Origin of the sequence: Parvibaculum sp. (genome assembly GCF_030694575.1) — a bacterium.
Lineage (GTDB): Bacteria > Pseudomonadota > Alphaproteobacteria > Parvibaculales > Parvibaculaceae > Parvibaculum.
Map to the genome: position 1 here is coordinate 74788 of NZ_JAUYUS010000134.1, position 13961 is coordinate 88748.

12 protein-coding genes and 1 tRNA gene are annotated in these 13961 nt (G+C 65.4%); 8 read left to right on the forward strand and 5 right to left on the reverse strand.

Features of this window, described 5'->3' with window-relative positions; translation table 11 throughout:
* The first annotated feature begins 21 nt into the window (after positions 1 to 21).
* The gene (gene argC, locus Q8S60_RS18795) at positions 22 to 975 is read left to right on the forward strand and encodes an N-acetyl-gamma-glutamyl-phosphate reductase (protein WP_305668776.1); all 954 of its coding nucleotides are present in this window, start codon (positions 22 to 24) and stop codon (positions 973 to 975) included.
* A gap of 274 nt (positions 976 to 1249) precedes the next feature.
* Here the strand turns inward: argC and Q8S60_RS18800 are convergent, their stop codons facing one another.
* Both Q8S60_RS18800 and phaC read right to left on the reverse strand, forming a co-directional pair.
* Positions 1250 to 2092, reverse strand: a complete 843-nt coding sequence (locus Q8S60_RS18800; RefSeq protein WP_305278021.1) for an EamA family transporter — start codon at positions 2090 to 2092, stop codon at positions 1250 to 1252.
* 529 nt (positions 2093 to 2621) lie between these two features.
* Positions 2622 to 4604 carry an alpha/beta hydrolase gene (phaC, locus tag Q8S60_RS18805; RefSeq protein ID WP_305325415.1) on the reverse strand — a complete coding sequence of 661 codons (1983 nt, stop codon included), beginning with the start codon at positions 4602 to 4604 and terminating at the stop codon, positions 2622 to 2624.
* Positions 4605 to 4778: 174 nt separating this feature from the next.
* On the opposite strand from phaC, the gene Q8S60_RS18810 reads away from it, so the two are divergent.
* The 6 genes from Q8S60_RS18810 to Q8S60_RS18835 all read left to right on the forward strand — a co-directional run bounded on the left by Q8S60_RS18810 (position 4779) and on the right by Q8S60_RS18835 (position 11171).
* Positions 4779 to 5396 carry a hypothetical protein gene (locus tag Q8S60_RS18810; RefSeq protein WP_305668777.1) on the forward strand — a complete coding sequence of 206 codons (618 nt, stop codon included), beginning with the start codon at positions 4779 to 4781 and terminating at the stop codon, positions 5394 to 5396.
* A gap of 150 nt (positions 5397 to 5546) precedes the next feature.
* Entirely contained in the window at positions 5547 to 6812 is a 1266-nt protein-coding gene (locus tag Q8S60_RS18815) for an LL-diaminopimelate aminotransferase (protein ID WP_305278017.1), read from the forward strand.
* A complete protein-coding gene (locus tag Q8S60_RS18820; RefSeq protein WP_305278016.1) occupies positions 6809 to 8122 on the forward strand; it encodes a homoserine dehydrogenase in 1314 nt (437 codons plus the stop codon). Before Q8S60_RS18815 ends, Q8S60_RS18820 begins: the two co-directional genes overlap by 4 nt.
* 49 nt (positions 8123 to 8171) lie before the next feature.
* Positions 8172 to 9146 (forward strand): class II fructose-bisphosphatase, encoded by a 975-nt coding sequence (gene glpX / locus Q8S60_RS18825; protein WP_305278014.1) that lies wholly within the window; start codon positions 8172 to 8174, stop codon positions 9144 to 9146.
* A gap of 24 nt (positions 9147 to 9170) precedes the next feature.
* On the forward strand, positions 9171 to 10982 hold the full coding sequence (recJ, locus tag Q8S60_RS18830) for a single-stranded-DNA-specific exonuclease RecJ (protein ID WP_305278012.1): 1812 nt from the start codon (positions 9171 to 9173) through the stop codon (positions 10980 to 10982).
* Positions 10983 to 11096: 114 nt separating this feature from the next.
* Positions 11097 to 11171, forward strand: a tRNA-Glu gene (locus tag Q8S60_RS18835).
* Here Q8S60_RS18835 and Q8S60_RS18995 read toward each other — a convergent pair.
* Both Q8S60_RS18995 and Q8S60_RS18850 read right to left on the reverse strand, forming a co-directional pair.
* A complete protein-coding gene (locus Q8S60_RS18995; protein ID WP_371134401.1) occupies positions 11131 to 12021 on the reverse strand; it encodes a PAS domain-containing protein in 891 nt (296 codons plus the stop codon). The genes Q8S60_RS18835 and Q8S60_RS18995 overlap by 41 nt on opposite strands.
* Positions 12022 to 12232: 211 nt before the next feature.
* Positions 12233 to 12652: a VOC family protein gene (locus Q8S60_RS18850; RefSeq protein WP_305278005.1), complete on the reverse strand. Its 420-nt coding sequence runs from the start codon at positions 12650 to 12652 to the stop codon at positions 12233 to 12235.
* A gap of 70 nt (positions 12653 to 12722) precedes the next feature.
* Here Q8S60_RS18850 and Q8S60_RS18855 point away from each other — a divergent pair, with 70 nt between their 5' ends.
* Complete coding sequence (locus tag Q8S60_RS18855; protein ID WP_305278003.1) at positions 12723 to 13463, forward strand: Sir2 family NAD-dependent protein deacetylase; 741 nt, start codon at positions 12723 to 12725, stop codon at positions 13461 to 13463.
* A gap of 10 nt (positions 13464 to 13473) precedes the next feature.
* Here the strand turns inward: Q8S60_RS18855 and Q8S60_RS18860 are convergent.
* Positions 13474 to 13961, reverse strand: a 488-nt coding sequence (locus Q8S60_RS18860) for an SDR family oxidoreductase (protein WP_305668778.1), incomplete at its 5' end; no start/stop codon positions are given.

Consider the following 13961-nt stretch of genomic DNA (forward strand, 5'->3'; position numbering starts at 1 on the left):
GTTGGTATTGGAGATTGGCCAATGACGACCAGGATATTCATCGACGGCGAAGTGGGTACGACGGGGTTGCAGATCCGGGCGCGGCTCGATCAGCGCAAGGATCTCGATTTCATTTCGCTGGGCGAGGAGAAGCGCAAGGATGCGGGTGCGCGGCGCGATGCACTCAATGCGGCCGATATCGTGATCCTGTGCCTGCCGGACGAGGCGGCGAAGGAGGCGGTGTCGCTCATCGACAACAAGACCACGCGGGTCATCGACGCCTCGACGGCGCACCGGGTTTCGCCGGGCTGGGTTTACGGCTTTCCGGAAATGTCGGCGGAGCAACGGCAGGCGATTTCGGGCGCGGCGCGGGTGACCAACCCCGGCTGCTATCCGACGGGCGCGATCGCGCTGGTGAAGCCGCTGGTGGATGCCGGGCTGGTGCCGAAGGGCTGGCCGCTCACCGTCAACGCGGTGTCGGGCTATTCGGGCGGCGGCAAGCAGATGATCGCGGAGTTCGAGGACGAGGCGTCGCCGAACTACACGTTCGAGGCGTTCCGCGCCTATGCGCTCGGGCTCGCGCACAAGCATGTGCCGGAGATGCAGGCGAATATGGGGCTCGACCATCCGCCGCTGTTCGCGCCGGCGGTCGGGCGCTATGCGCAGGGCATGATCGTGGAAGTGCCGCTGCAGCTCTGGGCGCTGCCGGGAAAGCCTTCCGTGGCGCGGGTGCATGAGGTGCTGGCGGCGGCTTACGAGGGGGCGCGGTTCGTGTCCGTCGTGCCGCTTGGCGAGAGCGCGGCGATGACGAAGCTGGAGCCGGAAGGGCTCAACGGCACCAATGCGATGAAGCTCTTCACCTTCGGCAACGAGACGACGGGGCAGGTCATGCTGACGGCGCTGCTCGACAATCTCGGCAAGGGCGCGTCGGGGCAGGCGGTGCAGTGCCTCAACATCATGATCGGCGCGGACGAGGGGCTGGCGGTGGACCTTTAGGGGACTCACGCGGAGGCACGGAGGCACGGAGAAGAAGGAGTGTTGCGCCTTCGGCGCGAAGATTTTGAATTGTGGTTTTCGCTTAACCCACAGATGTCATCCCGGCGAAAGCCGGGACCCACTCGCGGTGCCGATAGCCGCAGCAACGAAGAGTCCTTCAAAGCGCAAAAAGCCGCTGCCCTAAACCCTTGCTGAGGGAACCAATGGGTCCCGGCTTTCGCCGGGATGACACTTCTATTTTTACTTTGCTCCGTATCCTGATCGCCAAATCAAGTCACACCTTCAGCAATATGACGCCCGCTGCAACCACGCAGGCGGCGGCGACGGCGCGCCAGCCGAGGCCTTCTTTCAGGAGGAGGCCGGAGATGAGGGCGGCGAAGACGACGCTGGTTTCGCGCAAGGCCGCGACGGGCCCCAAGGGCGCGAGCGTCATGGCCCAGATGACCAGCCAGTAGGCGATGACGGACATGACGCCGCCCGCGAAGCCATAGGCCATGGCGCGCTGGGGCTTGAGGAAGGCGCGGCCGCGCCGCCAGAGTACGATCAGGAAGAAGATCAGCCCGTCGCCGGCGAAGAGCCAGATGACGTAGATGTGCGGGCTTTCGGCGATGCGGCCGCCGAGGCCGTCGTTGAGCGTATAGGCGGCGATGAAGAGCGAGGTACCGAAGGCATAGCCAAGGGCGCGCGGATCGTTGGGGAGGCCGGCGCCATTGGTGCGGCGGAAGGCGAGGCTGACGATGCCGAGCGCGATCAGCGCGACGCCGGCAAAGGCGGCGGTGGGGAGGATTTCGCCGAGCCAGACGGCACCGACCACCGTGACGATGGCGGGGGCTACCCCTCGCGACAGCGGATAGACCTGGCCGAAATCGCCGTGTTCGTAGCCTTTCACGAGGAAGAGCTTGTAGCCGACGTGAAGCGCGAAGGAGAGGGCGAGTATCTTCGCGACGTCCCAGCCAGGGAGCGGAATGAAGGGCAGGAAGGGCAGCGCGACGAGGCCCGTCGCCGCCGCGATATAGCCCATCATCATGAGACGGTCGGCGCCGGTCTTGACGAGTGCGTTCCAGCTTGCGTGGAGCAGCGCGGAGGCGAGGACGGCGAGGGTGACTGTGAAGGTCAAGGCGGGGCTTCCGGCAGGGACCGCAGGATGGCGGCGGTAGGGAGGCTAGCCGTTTATGCGAGGGAAGCCGAGAGGGTGTTTTGGCGAAGGGGTTTGCGCTCTGCCACCCTCCCCCTGTGGGAGGGTCAAACGGCTGTAAGCCGTTTGGGGAGGGGGGCCGCTATCGATGAATGACGCTTGATTGATTTTGCGCCGGGGGTCCTCGCTTACCGCTCCCCGACAACGTCCCGCTACGCGCGAAGTTTTCGACCCTCCCACAGGGGGAGGGTGGGAAGAGTGAGGAGCGGCCGATGCGTTCTTCACCTCCCCCTCGTGGGGAGGTCGAAGGGCAAAGCCCTTCGGGTGGGGGGCGCTGAGGTGAATAGTTGGCGTGGAATGTGCCGATGCGCCGTTACCCCCACCCGAGAAATCCGCGTACCGCGAATTTCTCGACCTCCCCGCAAGGGGGAGGTGTCGTCACATTGCCCGCTATACGTTGCTCTTGAGTTTGTGCATAAATTCTGTGGGCGGAATTTATGGGGGATGTACTTCAATCCTCGCTCTTCACCAGCACATATGATCCCGGCGCATCCTCCAGCACCTTGAGTTTGCCGCTGCCGGGTTTGCGGGCGGCGACCATGGGGCCGGATTTTTCGGCGAGCCAGTTTTCCCAGTCGGGCCACCAGGAGCCCTTGTGGTCGGTGGCGCCGGCGAACCATTCGTCGGGGGTCGGCGGCAGGTCGTCGTTCAGCCAGTGGTTGTATTTGCCGGCGGCGGGCGGGTTGATGACGCCGGCGATGTGGCCGGAGCCGGCGCAGATGAAGCGCACCGGGCCGCCGAAGAGTTTCGTTGCCTTGTAGACGGAGTTATAGGGCGAGATGTGATCCTCGCGGCTCGACTGGAGGTAGACGGGGACTTTCACCTTGTCGAGGTGGATCTCCTCGCCGCCGAGCACCATGCGGCCTTCGGCGAGCTTGTTTTCGAGATAGCATTCGCGCAGGTAGAAGACGTGCATCGCCGAGGGGAGGCGCGTCGCGTCCGCGTTCCAGAACAGGATGTCGAAGGGCATGGGCTCGCGGCCCAGGAGGTAGTTGTTGACGACGTAGTTCCAGATGAGGTCGTTGGAGCGGAGCATGTTGAAGGTGGAGGCCATGGTCGACCCCTTCAGGTAACCGCCCTTCTCGTGCATCTGCTTTTCGATGTCGGAAATCTGTTCCTCGTCGATGAAGACCTTCAGCTCACCTGCTTCCGTGAAATCGACCTGCGTCACGAGGAAGGTTGCCGACTTGATGCGGGTATCCTTGCGCGCGGCCATATGGGCGAGGGAGCAGGCGAGCAGCGTGCCGCCGATGCAGTAGCCGACCGCATTCACTTCGGTTTCGCCGGTCGCCTGTTCGACCGCGTCGAGCGCCGCGTAGACGCCTTCGAACATGTAGTCCTCGAAGGTTTTCAGCGCGAGGCGCGCGTCCGGGTTCACCCAGCTTGCGACGAAGACCGTGTAGCCCTTGTCGAGGCACCATTTGATGAGCGACTTATCGGGCGTGAGATCGAGGATGTAATATTTGTTGATCCAGGGCGGGAAGATGACGAGCGGGCGCTTGTGGACTTTCTCCGTGGCCGGCTCGTACTGGATCAGCTGCATCAGATCGTTCTGGAAGACGACCTTGCCCGGCGTCGTCGCGACATTCTCGCCGAGGCGGAAGGCGGACATGTCGGTCTGCTGGATCTGGATGTGGCCGTGGCCGCGCTCGATATCCTCCAGCAGATGCTCCATGCCGGCGACGAGGTTCTCGCCGTTCGAGGCGAGCGTCGCGCGCAGGATTTCCGGGTTGGTGAAGAGGAAGTTCGAGGGCGACATCGCGTTCGCCATCTGGCGGATATAGAAGTCGGCCTTCTGGCGCGTGTGCGGATCGACGCCCTCGGCCTGTTTCACCTGTTCGGTGAGCCATTTGCTGGTGAGCAGGTAGGATTGCTTCATCAGGTCGAAGACGATGTTTTCCTGCCAGTCGGGATCGCGGAAGCGCTTGTCGCTGCGGCTCGGGCTTGCGACGGGAGGCACGTCCTCGCCGAAGAGGAAGCGGCGCGTCATGGAGCCGGCGAGGCTGAGATAGCCTTCCCAGAGGGCGGCCTGAGCCTCGAAGATTTTCGCCGGGTTGCGGAGATAGCTGCCGGCGACGTCGACCAGGGTGCGGCCGATGCGCTGGAAGTCGTGAAGGGCGCTGTCCGCGTCCGACGAATCGTCGTTCTTGACGAGAAGCCGCGCGGCCTTTTGTCCCAAGGTCGCGGCATGGAGAAGGTTGACGGCAAGCGCACCGAAATCCGGCATTACATAATCCCGCGCGGGCGCGGCCTTGGGATCGGGCGCGAATTTGGCGGCGATTCCCTCTGTTGGTTGGGCCGTCGGCTGGATTTCCACCAGCTTCGCGGCCTTGGGCGCGGATTTTTTGCGCGGTGCGCGAGGTTTTTTCGGCGCGGCGGGCTTCGTTGCGGGGGTTCCGGCGGCAGCGGGCTCGGGCATGTCTTTCAGGCTCATCGAACGTCTCGTCTTTCCTGGGGCCTGTGGCGGGCTTTCAGCTCTTGCGGCGGCTCAACCGGCGACAAAATGTTTCGCCCTGCAAGCGTATACTATACGCTCCACCATGTCCGCCGGATGACGGACACAAGGGGCGGAAAGCAGCGCCGAAGGCGCGAAATCAGGAGTGAATTCATGTCGGATGTGGCATCGGGCCTCAGGGTGAACAGCGTGTGGAAGGTCTGCGGGGCGGCGCTGCTGGCGGCGACGCTCGCGACCGGATGCTCGGCGATCTCCGACGATGCAAAGCCCGATGCCGTTTATGGCGGCACGCCCGCGCCGGCGCCCGCGGATGCCGCCTTCCCCGACCTGCGCGACGTACCGACCGAGCGGCCGGCGGCGACGCCGCTGGACGAGCGCAAGGACCTGGCGAAAGAGCTTGCCGCCGACCGCGAGAAGGCACAGCACAGCGACCAGGTGCTGCGCGGCGGCACCGAGGCGCCCGCGCCCGCGCCGGTCATCAGCAAGCCGGCACCCGTGCCCGCGATCGGCGACGTGCCGAGCGACCCGAAGAGCGACAAACAGTCGCTTTACCAGAGCGCGCCCGTGCTGCCGCTGCCGGAGCGCGGCGGCCACCGGGACTATTCGGCGGTGCTGAAGACGCAGACGGCGGCCGTGGAGACGGCGGAGGCCGAGGTCGTGACCGAGGACGGCGCGGCGGCGGCATCCGAACCGGCGGCGGACACGGGCCCGGAAGTGACGCCCGCGCCGACCAAGCGCATCACCGTGAAGCCGGCGGCCGGCCAGCCCTGAGCAGCCGGGAGAGCGCCGTTTCCCGCCTAAATCCATCGTGGCGGGGGTGGGCCTAAAGGGGTTATAAGACGCCCTGAGACCGTCCCCGCTCGCGCTTTTCCAGCATTTTCATCCGGGGACATCACGATCCGGCGTCTTCAGGAATTGGCCATGAGCGAAGAGTTTCATCGCATAAAGCGTCTGCCCCCTTACGTCTTCGAGAGCGTCAACAAGCTCAAGGCCAAGGCGCGAGCGGAAGGCAAGGACATCATCGATTTCGGGATGGGCAATCCCGACATGCCGACGCCGCCCCATATCGTGGAAAAGATGATCGAGGCGGTGCGCGATCCGAAGACGCATCGTTATTCGTCGTCGCGCGGCATTCCGGGGCTCCGGCGCGCGCAGGCGGCCTATTACGAACGGCGCTTCGGCGTGACGCTCAACCCGGAAACGGAAGTGATCGCGACGCTCGGCTCGAAGGAGGGGCTGGCGAACCTCGCACAGGCGATCACGGCGCCGGGCGACGTCATCCTCTGTCCGAACCCGAGCTATCCGATCCATGCGTTCGGCTTCATCATTTCCGGCGCCGTCATTCGCTCGGTGCCGTTCGAGAGCCCCGAGGGCTTTTTCGAGATGCTGGAGCGCGGCGTGCGCCACAGCGTGCCGAAGCCGGTGGCGCTTGTCGTTTCCTATCCGTCGAACCCGACGGCGCAGGTGGCCGATCTCGACTTCTACCGCGAGGTGATCGCGTTCGCGGCGAAGCACGACATTTACGTGATTTCGGACCTCGCCTATTCGGAAATCTATTTCGACGGCAATCCGCCGCCCTCGATCCTGCAGGTGCCGGGCGCGAAGGAGCGGACGGTCGAGTTCACCTCGCTCTCCAAGACCTTTTCCATGCCGGGATGGCGGATGGGCTTCGCGGTGGGCAACGAGCGGCTCATCAATGCGCTTGGCCGGGTGAAATCCTATCTCGATTACGGCGCGTTCACGCCGATCCAGGTGGCGGCGACGGCGGCGCTCAACGGGCCGCAGGATTGCGTGGCGGAAATCCGCGCGACCTACAAGCATCGCCGCGACGTGCTGGTGGACAGCATGGCACGCGCGGGATGGGATATTCCCAGTCCGCCGGCGAGCATGTTCGCGTGGTCGCCGATCCCGGAGAAGTTCCGGCATATCGGTTCGCTCGGCTTCGCGACCATTCTGCTCGAACAGGCGGATGTGGCGGTCGCGCCGGGCATCGGCTTCGGCGAGTACGGCGACGGGCATGTGCGCATCGGCCTCGTGGAGAACGAGCAGCGCATCCGGCAGGCGGCGCGCAACGTGAAGCGCATGATGAGCAACGCCGACCAGATCCTCGCGGAATACGAGGAGCGCGTGGGCATCAAGTCGAGCGTGGTTCCGCATCCCACCGTAACGAGGGCGGGGCGGACGTGAGCAAACCTCTCAGGATAGGCATTGCCGGCCTCGGTACCGTCGGGGCGGGCGTGGTCAAGATTTTGGCCGCGCGCGGCGACTATCTGGCCGCGGCGTGCGGACGGGCGATCGAACTCGTCGCGGTGTCGGCGCGGAACACGAACAAGGATCGCGGCATCGACCTTTCCGGCGTGCGCTGGGAGAGCGATCCGATGGCGCTGGCGCGGGCGGACGACATCGACCTCGTGGCGGAGCTGATCGGCGGGTCGGAAGGCGTCGCGCGCGAGCTGGTGGAAGCGGCGCTCAAGGCGGGCAAGCATGTCGTGACCGCGAACAAGGCACTGCTCGCGCATCACGGCACGGCGCTGGCGCGGATCGCGGAGGAGAAGGGTGTCGCGCTGAATTACGAGGCGGCGGTGGCCGGCGGCATTCCGATCGTCAAGACGATGCGCGAGAGCCTGGCGGGCAACGAGATCCGCAGCATCCACGGCATCCTGAACGGTACCTGCAACTACATCCTGACCGAGATGGAGACGACGGGGCGCGACTTCGCCGATGTGCTGAAGGACGCGCAGGCGCTCGGCTATGCGGAGGCCGATCCGACATTCGACGTGGGCGGCATCGACGCCGCGCACAAGCTCGCCATTCTCGCGAGCCTCGCCTTCGGCACGGAGGTCGATTTCGCCAATGTGCATATCGAGGGCATCGAGAAGATCAGCGCGACCGACATCGCCTTTGCGCGCGAGTTCGGCTTCAAGGTGAAGCTGCTCGCGATCGCGGAGAAGGCGAATGGCGGTGTCGTGCAGCGGGTGCATCCGGCGCTGGTGCCGGAGGGAACGCCGCTGGCGGCCGTGTCGGGCGTCTACAACGCGGTCGCGGTCGATGGCGACCGGGTGGGGCATCTCGTGCTCGAAGGACGCGGCGCGGGCGAGGGGCCGACGGCCTCCGCCGTGCTCTCCGACCTCGCCGATATCGCGCGCGGGCTGATTGTGCCGCCCTTCATCCTGCCGGCCAAAAAGCTCAAGGCGCCCGCGAAGGCCGCGATGGATACGCACAAGAGTTCGTTCTACCTGCGGTTCCTCGCGGTGGACCGGGCGGGGAGTATGGCCGAAATCACCCGCGCGCTGGCGCAGGCATCGGTCTCCATCGAACGGATCGTGCAGCGCGGCGCCCCCGTCGGCAAGGGCGGCGACGGCAGGCTGCCGGTGGTTTTCATCACCCATGAGACGGATGAGGGTACAATGGCCCGCGTGCGGGCATTGTTGGCGGACCATGAAGACGTGGCGGGCACACCGCTGGTGATAAGGATCGAGGACGGCGAACTTCGCTGAGACTGCGGAGGGCCGCGCGGCGCCGCGGGCGCGAGCGAAGGGGGATGCGATGGCTCCGAAGGTTGCAGGCTTGAACCGCATGCTGGCGCTCGAGATGGGGCGCGTGACGGAACGTGCGGCGGTTTGTTCGTCGTTGTGGGTGGGACGCGGCGACGAGAAGTCCGCCGACCAGGCGGCAGTCGACGCCATGCGCAAGGAACTCAACGTGCTCGACATCGACGGCACGGTGGTGATCGGTGAGGGCGAGCGCGACGAGGCGCCGATGCTCTACATCGGCGAGAGCGTCGGCACCGGCAAGGGCCCCAAGGTCGACATCGCGCTCGATCCGCTGGAAGGCACGACGCTGACGGCGAAGGCGATGCCGAACGCCATGGCCGTTCTCGCGGCGGCGCAGGGCGGCACGCTGCTCAACGCGCCCGACACCTATATGGACAAGATCGCCATCGGCGGCGGCTATCCCGAAGGGCTGATCGATCTCGACGCGAGCCCGGTGGAGAACCTCAAGGCGCTGGCGAAGGCGAAGAAGGTCGATATTTCCGCGATCACCGCGTGCATTCTCGACCGGCCGCGCCATGCCGACCTCATCCGCGCGGTGCGCGAAAGCGGCGCGCGGGTGACGCTCATCACGGATGGCGACATTGCCGGCGTGATCGCGACGACGGATCCCGATACCGGCGTCGATATCTATATGGGTGTCGGCGGCGCGCCGGAAGGCGTGCTTGCGGCGGCGGCGCTTCGCTGCATCGGCGGCCAGATGCAGGGCCGGCTGGTGACGAGCGTCGAGGAACAGAAGGCACGCGCCGCGAAGATGGGCGTGAAGGACTTCAACAAGAAGTTCAGCCATACGGAAATGGCGTCGGGCGATGTGATCTTCGCGGCGACCGGCGTTACCGACGGATGGCTGCTCGACGGCGTGCACCATGTGCGGGGCGGCGTGACGACGCATACGATCGTGATGCGTTCCGCGACGGGCACGGTGCGGCGGCTGAAGTCGTTCCACTCGCATGTCGACAAGTTCGAATAGACCCAGGGTCTTTCAGGAGGCGGATTGCTGACGGCATCCACAAGGGCTTTTCTCGGCGTTGACCGGTCGGCGACCGGGCGCGCATGGGTGAGCCGCCTCGCGGACGACCGGCTGGCACTTGCCATCGCGCAACGCGAGGGACTGCCGGAGATTGTGGCGCGGGTGCTTGCCGGGCGCGGTGTGGCGCCGGAGGACTGCGCGGCCTATCTCGCACCGTCGATCAAGACGCTGATGCCGGACCCGCGCGTCGTCACCGACATGGAGAAGGCGGCAACCCGCGTAGCGCAAGCGATCATGGCGGGGGAGAAGATCGCGGTCTTCGGCGATTACGACGTGGACGGAGCAACGTCGAGTGCTCTGCTGCAGCGGTTTTTTCGCGCGGCGGGGAGCGAGCTTCGCATCTACATCCCCGACCGTATCCGCGAGGGGTACGGCCCGAATGCGCCGGCGCTGCTGAGGCTGAAGCAGGAGGGTATAGGCCTCGTCATCACGGTGGATTGCGGGACGATGGCGCACAAGGCGCTGGGGCTCGCCGCCGATGCGGGGCTGCCCTCCATCGTGGTCGACCACCACCAGGCGGAACCGGCTCTGCCGCCGGCCTATGCGCTCGTCAATCCGAACCGGCTGGACGACGACAGCGGGCTCGGCCAGCTTGCCGCGGTGGGCGTCGCGTTCCTTTTCGTCGTCGCCACCAACCGGGCGCTTCGCGAGGCGGGCTGGTATGCGACGCGGCCGGAACCCGACCTGATGCAGTGGCTCGATCTCGTGGCGCTCGGCACGATATGCGATGTGGTGCCGCTGGCCGGCCTCAACCGCGCCTTCGTGGTGCAGGGCCTGCGCGTGATGGCGCGGCGGCAGAATATCGGCCTCGCGGCGCTGAGCGATGTGGCGCGGATGAACGGCGCGCCGGTGCCCTATCATTGCGGCTTTCTGCTGGGACCGCGCGTGAACGCGGGCGGGCGCGTGGGCAAGGCCGATCTCGGCGCGCGGCTGCTGACGACGGAGAACGCCGAGGAGGCGCGCGCGATTGCCGAAGAGCTCAACGTCATGAACGCCGAGCGGCAGGCCATCGAAGCACAGGTGCTGGAGGAGGCTCTGGCGCAGGTCGATGCACGGCTTGCGGCGGCGCGGGCGAACGCCTTGCCGCCGATCATCGTGGCGAGCGGGCGCGGCTGGCATCCGGGTGTCATAGGCATCGTGGCGAGCCGGCTGAAGGATAAATATGAGCGACCGAGCCTTGTGCTCGCCTTCGACGAGAAGGGCGAGGGGAAGGGCTCCGGGCGGTCGCTGACAGGGGTCGATCTCGGCCGCGCGGTTACGGCGGCGCTCGAGGCGGGGCTGCTGGTGAATGGCGGCGGCCACGCCATGGCGGCGGGTCTGACGCTGCGGGAGGACAAGCTCGACGCGCTGGAGGATTTTCTGGCCAAGCGGCTGGCCGATGACGTGGCCGTGGCATCGGAAGCACGGGCGCTGAAACTCGACGGCGCGCTTTCGGCGCGGGGCGCGACGCGGGAGCTGTACGAGCTTTTGCAGCAGGCGGGCCCTTATGGCGCGGGCAACGCCGAGCCGCGCTTCGCGATGCCTTCGGTGCGGGTGGTGAAGGCGGATGTCGTGGGCAAGGACCATGTGCGCTGCATCCTCACGGGGGAGGATGGCGGGCGGATCAAGGCGATTGCCTTCCGCGCCGCGACGACGCCGCTGGGCGCCGTTCTGATGGACCGGGGGAGCGGACTTCTGCATGTGGCGGGGCGGCTCAGCGCCGACGACTGGCAGAACCGGCGGGATGTGCAACTCACCATCGAGGACGCCGTGCCGACCCGGGATGCGGCGCCGTGAAAGCCGCGGGATTTCCCGCCTTTCGGGCCCATGTGAGGGGTTGCCAGAGTCGCTCCGGCCCCTTATAAGGCGCGCTCGTGGCCGGGTTTTCCGGTGGGCCTTCGACGGCCGTACGCGCCCTTCGTCTATCGGTTAGGACGCCAGATTTTCATTCTGGAAAGAGGGGTTCGACTCCCCTAGGGCGTACCACTTCATCTTCCCCCTGAACCCCTTCTTCCGCGCCATTCCGGTAGGCATCCAGTGCCCGGCGGTCGGTTACGTCGTGGAACCAGCCGATGGCGCCGACGATGCCGTTCTTCTTCGACACGATGGGCGTGGCGGAGGCGCGGATGTGGACGGCTTCGCCCGTCAGGCCGTTGCGCACGACCATGGGCTGGTTGATGACGGTCTGGCCCTTCAGAGCGCGGGGCAGGATGCGGTCCGGGCCCTCCAGAGGGGTGACGCCGTCCTCGCGAAAGAAGCCGGCGGCGGAAGGCCAGTCGGCTATGTCCACCTCCCGCAACAGATCGCCGATATGCTTGCGGGTGAAATCGTTGAGGAAGCGGATGCGGCCGTCCATGTCGACAATGATGATGCTGCCCTCGATGCCGTTTATGGCGCGGAGCAGGATGCGCATGTGTTCCTCGAGCTGCTTCAGCCGATAGTCGCGGCTTAGTTCCCGCGTGACCGGGCGCAGGGTGACGATCCAGGCCGCATCACCCCGATGGACCGCGAGGTCGAAGACCTCGCCGGCGATGGTGGTGTTCCGGGCGGGGAGGGGCTCGTCCTGCAGGACGGCATGGGCGACGAGCTCGCCGAGGAACATGTTGGCGGGGCCGCAGAACTCAGGGAGGAGAACTTCGCCGGTCCGAAAGGCGGGACGGCCAAAGAGGTGCAAGGCGGCCTCATTGGCGTGCAGGACGCGGAGGGCGCCATCCGCCATCAGGACCGGGTTCGGGCAACTGGCCAGAAGGTCCGCGAGAAGGGCCTTGTCGTCCGGCTTGCGCCCGTTATTCAGCCCCGCGAGAGCCGCACGTACTGACATAGAATATCCCCACATATTCTCTGTTGTGTCCAAGATTTACTTCGGTAAATCCCTGAGCCGTCCAACGGGAATACAGGAATACGGGTTAACGCCGGCCTATCCGCAGGGGGAAATACTTCTGCGGGCTGGGAAAATTTTAAAGAATACTCACACACGAGCAGACACCGCGCCGCCGGGATGGACGGCGGATGAGCGCGAGATGCGGTGGAAGCCGCGTGTCAGGCGGCTACCAGTGCCCCTCATTCTGCATCGAGGCCCAAGGCTCCTTCGGCGGCAGGGGCGTGCCGGCCTGCAGCAATTCGATGGAGATGTTGTCGGGGGAGCGGACAAATGCCATGCGGCCATCGCGCGGGGGACGGTTGATGGTGACGCCCTTCTTCAGCAGGCGGTCGCAGGTTTCGTAGATGTCGTCGACCTCGTAGGCGAGGTGGCCGAAGTTACGGCCTTCGCCGAGGGGTTCCGGATCCCAGTTCCAGGTCAGTTCGACCTGGGCTTCCTTCTGGCCGGGGGCGGCGAGGAAGACGAGGCTGAAGCGGCCCGCCTCGATGTCGAAGCGGCCGAGATTTTCGAGGCCGAGCTTGTCGCAATAGAAGTCGAGCGCCTTGTCGAGGTCGCCGACGCGCACCATGGTGTGGAGATATTTCATCCTGGGTCCTTGATCGATGCCGGAATTGCCGCATGATTCAACATTGCAGGGGCAAGGTCAAAGGTTGGGCATGTCGAGAGAATTGAAGCGAGCCATCGAGGACGCTTATCGCGTGGTGATATTCACCGGCGCCGGGATCAGCACGGAATCGGGCATTCCGGATTTCCGCAGCCCCGGGGGCCTGTGGACGAAAATGGCGCCGATCGACTTTCAGGATTTTCTGCGTTCGCCGGAAATCCGCGCGGAGGCATGGCGGCGGAAATTCGAGATCGACAAGACGATCGTGAGCGCCGAGCCGAACAAGGGGCACATGGCGATTGCGAAGCTGATCGACGAGGGCAAGGCGAGCCATGTCATCACGCAGAATATCGACAATCTGCATCAGAATTCCGGCATACCGGCGGAGAAGGTGATCGAGCTGCATGGCAACGGCACCTATGCGAAGTGCCTCGACTGCGGCGAGCGGCACGAACTTTCATGGGTGCGCGAGATGTATGATGCGTCGGGCGCGGCGCCCGATTGCCGGAGCTGTGGCGGGATCGTGAAATCGGCGACGATCTCCTTCGGGCAGGCGATGCCGGAAGAAGAGATGAACAGGGCGCATGAGGCAACGCTCGGCTGCGATCTGTTCATCGCCATCGGTTCTTCGCTGCAGGTCTATCCGGCGGCGGGCTTTCCCGTTCTCGCGAAACGGAACGGCGCGATGCTCGCGATCCTCAATCGCGAGCCGACGGAGCTCGACCAGATTGCCGATCTCGTGATCCATGACGAAATCGGACCGACGCTGGCACCGATTGCGATGCTCAACTAAAGGGGGTGAACTAGCGCGCCGTTGCCCAGCCGCCGGCGACGGGGATCAACTGGCCGGTGATGAAATCCGATGTCGGGCCGGCGAGGAAGGCGACGATGGCGGCGGCCTCCTCCGGCTTGCCGAGACGGCCGAGGGGAATGTTCGACAATATCTTGTCGCGCGATTTCGGATTTTCCAGAAGCGATGCCGGGAAGTAGTCCGGGCTCTCGATGAAGTTGAAGGCGAGGGCATTCACCTGGATGTTCGCGGGCGCCAGTTCCTTCGCCAGTGTCAGCGCGAGCGAGTTGGCGCCGCCGCGCGCGGCGGCATAGATGCTGTAATTCGGGATGCCGTTCAGCGGGGCAGCGGAGGTGAGGAAGTGGATTTTTCCGGCGCGCTGCTTTTTCAGTTGCGGCACGGCGGCGCGCGTCATGGCGAAGGATTTGAAGACCAGCGCCTCGAAGGTTTCGTGCAGATCCTTGTCGGTTGCTTCGTCCACGGGACCGCGCACCGCAGGCC

What these genes read in the sequence shown, in the direction of transcription:
- Q8S60_RS18810 (WP_305668777.1), top strand. Translation starts at nt 4,779, where the DNA reads ATGTCGGATGTGGCATCGGGCCTCAGGGTGAACAGCGTGTGGAAGGTC.
- glpX (WP_305278014.1), top strand. Translation starts at nt 8,172, where the DNA reads ATGGCTCCGAAGGTTGCAGGCTTGAACCGCATGCTGGCGCTCGAGATG.
- Q8S60_RS18815 (WP_305278017.1), top strand. Translation starts at nt 5,547, where the DNA reads ATGAGCGAAGAGTTTCATCGCATAAAGCGTCTGCCCCCTTACGTCTTC.
- Q8S60_RS18995 (WP_371134401.1), bottom strand. Translation starts at nt 12,021, where the DNA reads ATGTGGGGATATTCTATGTCAGTACGTGCGGCTCTCGCGGGGCTGAAT.
- argC (WP_305668776.1), top strand. Translation starts at nt 22, where the DNA reads ATGACGACCAGGATATTCATCGACGGCGAAGTGGGTACGACGGGGTTG.
- phaC (WP_305325415.1), bottom strand. Translation starts at nt 4,604, where the DNA reads ATGAGCCTGAAAGACATGCCCGAGCCCGCTGCCGCCGGAACCCCCGCA.
- Q8S60_RS18850 (WP_305278005.1), bottom strand. Translation starts at nt 12,652, where the DNA reads ATGAAATATCTCCACACCATGGTGCGCGTCGGCGACCTCGACAAGGCG.
- Q8S60_RS18855 (WP_305278003.1), top strand. Translation starts at nt 12,723, where the DNA reads ATGTCGAGAGAATTGAAGCGAGCCATCGAGGACGCTTATCGCGTGGTG.